This is a genomic window from Exiguobacterium sp. UBA1053 (genome assembly GCF_002316465.1).
GTDB lineage: Bacteria > Bacillota > Bacilli > Exiguobacteriales > Exiguobacteriaceae > Exiguobacterium_A > Exiguobacterium_A abrahamii.
The window spans coordinates 310-3353 of the sequence record NZ_DCDO01000017.1; the positions used below are offsets into that span (position 1 = coordinate 310).

The following is a 3044-nucleotide window of genomic DNA, read 5'->3' on the forward strand; positions in this document are numbered from 1 at the left end:
TTTTGTGGAAAGGTTGATACAATTCCTACAGGAAACGAACTAGAGGAGGAACGGCACGATGACGATTATTGTAAAGGCTCCGGCCAAGATCAACCTAGTCCTGGATGCGACGGCAAAGCGCCCGGACGGCTATCACGATGTACATATGGTGATGACGACAGTCGATTTGGCAGACCGTCTAGAATTGACGGAGCTGCCGTCAGGAGAAATTCGAATGAATGCCCAGCACGCTTACGTTCCGAACGACGAACGTAATCTTGCGTATAAAGCAGCAGCGATCTTAAAAGAAAAATACGACGTCAAGACAGGGGTCGAAATCTTCTTAGAGAAACACATCCCGGTCGCAGCGGGACTTGCAGGTGGTTCCAGTGACGCGGCAGCGACGTTACGCGGTTTGAACGAGTTGTGGCAACTTGGTTTGACGCTTGAAGAGTTGGCGGAAGTCGGCGCGGCGGTTGGCTCTGACGTTCCGTTTTGTGTCATGGGTGGAACAGCGATCGCAACGGGTCGCGGAGAGAAGCTAGAAAAACTTGTCTCACCACCCCCGTGTTGGGTCGTTCTTGCCAAACCGACGATCGGTGTCTCGACGGCTGACGTCTATGGTGCCCTTGACTTGAACACGGCAAAACGTCCGAACGTCGAAGCGATGATCGATGCGGTGAAGGCGCAAGATTTCCAAGGTATTTGCCAGTCACTTGGGAATGTTCTCGAATCGGTCACGTTGCCGATGCACCCGGAAGTCGAGCAAATCAAGGAATTCATGGCGAGTTGTGGCGCAGAAGGCGTCTTGATGAGCGGAAGTGGTCCGACGGTCTTTGCATTGACGGAACACGAGAATCGGGCACAACGTCTCTATAATGGATTACGTGGCTTTTGTAACGAAGTCTACGTCGTTCGTCTTTTAGGCGAAAACCATTGATAATATCCGTATGAAAATGATATATTCACTATTGAATATTCGGAATTACGGAGAGGTGGAACAAAACAAATGAAAATTCGGAGAAGTGGTCGATTGGTCGACATGACGCGGTACTTGCTTGACCATCCCCATCATCTCGTCTCATTGACGATTTTTGCAGAACGTTATAAATCGGCGAAATCGTCGATCAGTGAAGATTTAGATATCGTCAGCGAGATGTTAGAGCATGAGGGAACGGGTCGTCTCGTCACGGTACCAGGTGCTGCGGGTGGCGTCATGTTCATCCCGACGTGGAGCAGTAAGAAGGCGTTACCGTTCATCGACGATCTATGTGAACGTGTCGCACGTCCAGATCGACTGTTGCCAGGGGGATACCTTTATTTGACGGACTTACTCGGGGATCCGAAGATGGTCAAACAAATGGGGCAAGTGTTTGCATCTGTCTTTAGCCAAAAGAAAGTCGATGTCGTCATGACAATCGCGACGAAAGGGATTCCACTTGCTTATGCGGTCGCTGAGCAACTGGGTGTGCCGTTCGTCATCGTGCGTTCGGATAGTCGCGTGACAGAAGGTTCAACGGTCAGTATCAACTATGTCTCAGGTTCTTCAAAAGCGATTCGGACGATGGCACTTGCGCGCCGGAGTTTACCACGTGGGGCGAACGTCTTATTGATCGATGACTTCATGAAAGCCGGCGGAACGATTCGCGGAATGATGAGTCTCTTGAGCGAGTTCGAAGCAAAGGTCGCAGGTGTGGGTGTCTTGATCGAGGCAGAGGGTGCCGAGAAGAAGATGGTTAACGAATACGTCAGCTTAATGAAATTAGCGGACGTCGACGTCGATCTTGGTCAAATCCAAGTCAAGCGTGGAAACGTCGATCACTATTTCTCGGAAGCAGAGACTACCTGAAATTGACAGCCGCATGGATTGTAACTATACTGTAATTATCAAACTTTTGGAAATTATGCGTAAAAAGATTGGGAAAGACTAAACCTTTGTTTGTTTTAAGCCGTAAGTAGAAGTAGACAACGAAGAGTTGTGACAACGGTTAAAGGGGTGCGGACAAAATGAACGTTACGGACGTTAAAATTCGTCGCGTCGTGGCAGAGGGTCGAATGAAAGCACTTGCCTCTATTACGCTCGACCACGAATTCGTGGTACATGATTTGCGTGTGATCGAAGGGAACAGTGGTCTCTTCGTCGCCATGCCAAGCAAACGAACGCAAGAAGGTATCTTCCGGGATGTCGCTCATCCAATCAATGCATTAATGCGAAAAAAGGTCGAAGATTCAGTACTCGAAGCCTATGCGGCACGTGAGGATCAAGAAGAAGGTCTCGGTTACGAAGTCTCTTCTGCCCAAACGACAGATCAAGCATAAGAAAAAGACAGGTTTTCTCTTCTTGGGAAAACCTGTCTTTTTTCTCGTTTTTTCCTCGATTCCGCTTCGTCCCATCATTGAATAACGATGCCATTTTCGTTATAGTTGGAACGAGTGTACTATTTCAGAACGAAATCAACACTAATTTACGTGGAGGAGCGACAAGGATGAATCATTTCGCGGTAATTCTAGCAGCGGGTAAAGGAACTCGGATGAAATCGAAGCTTTACAAAGTACTTCACCCAGTCGCTGGGAAACCTATGGTACAGCACGTCGTCGATCAATTAGCGACGCTCGGCGTCAAGCGACAGGTCGTCATCGTCGGTCACGGTGCGGAATCCGTCAAAGAAGTGCTTGGCACATCGGTGGAATACGCACTTCAAAGTGAGCAGCTTGGCACAGGTCATGCTGTTCAAATGGCAGAACCCGTACTCGGGAACGAACAGGGAGCAACACTCGTCGTCTGTGGCGATACACCACTCTTGACGAGCGAGACACTGTCTTCATTGTTACAACATCATACGGAGACGAACGCAAAAGTGACTGTCTTGACGGCACTCGCTGACGATCCGACAGGTTACGGACGAATCGTGCGTGGCGAAGATGGAAACGTCTCGAAAATCGTCGAGCACAAGGATGCGAATGCAGAAGAACTTGCACTTCGGGAAATCAATACCGGTACGTATGTATTTGATAACGAGATGTTGTTCGCAACGCTGAAGCAGGTCAAGAACGATAACGCGCAA

3 protein-coding genes and 1 pseudogene (1 of these 4 running past the window's edge) are annotated in these 3044 nt (G+C 49.0%); all 4 read left to right on the forward strand.

The genetic code is table 11. The features are described from left to right. The first annotated feature begins 58 nt into the window (after nt 1-58). On the forward strand, nt 59-919 hold the full coding sequence (ispE, locus tag B3G15_RS13530) for a 4-(cytidine 5'-diphospho)-2-C-methyl-D-erythritol kinase (protein ID WP_023466542.1): 861 nt from the start codon (nt 59-61) through the stop codon (nt 917-919). A 69-nt stretch (nt 920-988) separates the two neighbouring features. Beyond that, on the forward strand, nt 989-1828 hold the full coding sequence (gene purR, locus B3G15_RS13535) for a pur operon repressor (protein ID WP_023466544.1): 840 nt from the start codon (nt 989-991) through the stop codon (nt 1826-1828). 158 nt (nt 1829-1986) lie between these two features. Next, nucleotides 1987-2298 (forward strand): septation regulator SpoVG, encoded by a 312-nt coding sequence (spoVG, locus tag B3G15_RS13540; protein WP_064301046.1) that lies wholly within the window; start codon nt 1987-1989, stop codon nt 2296-2298. Between the two features lie 167 nt (nt 2299-2465). Beyond that, nucleotides 2466-3044 (forward strand): annotated as a pseudogene (gene glmU, locus B3G15_RS13545) (bifunctional UDP-N-acetylglucosamine diphosphorylase/glucosamine-1-phosphate N-acetyltransferase GlmU) (it continues 737 nt past the right edge of the window).

What these genes read in the sequence shown, in the direction of transcription:
- ispE (WP_023466542.1), top strand. Translation starts at nt 59, where the DNA reads ATGACGATTATTGTAAAGGCTCCGGCCAAGATCAACCTAGTCCTGGAT.
- purR (WP_023466544.1), top strand. Translation starts at nt 989, where the DNA reads ATGAAAATTCGGAGAAGTGGTCGATTGGTCGACATGACGCGGTACTTG.
- spoVG (WP_064301046.1), top strand. Translation starts at nt 1,987, where the DNA reads ATGAACGTTACGGACGTTAAAATTCGTCGCGTCGTGGCAGAGGGTCGA.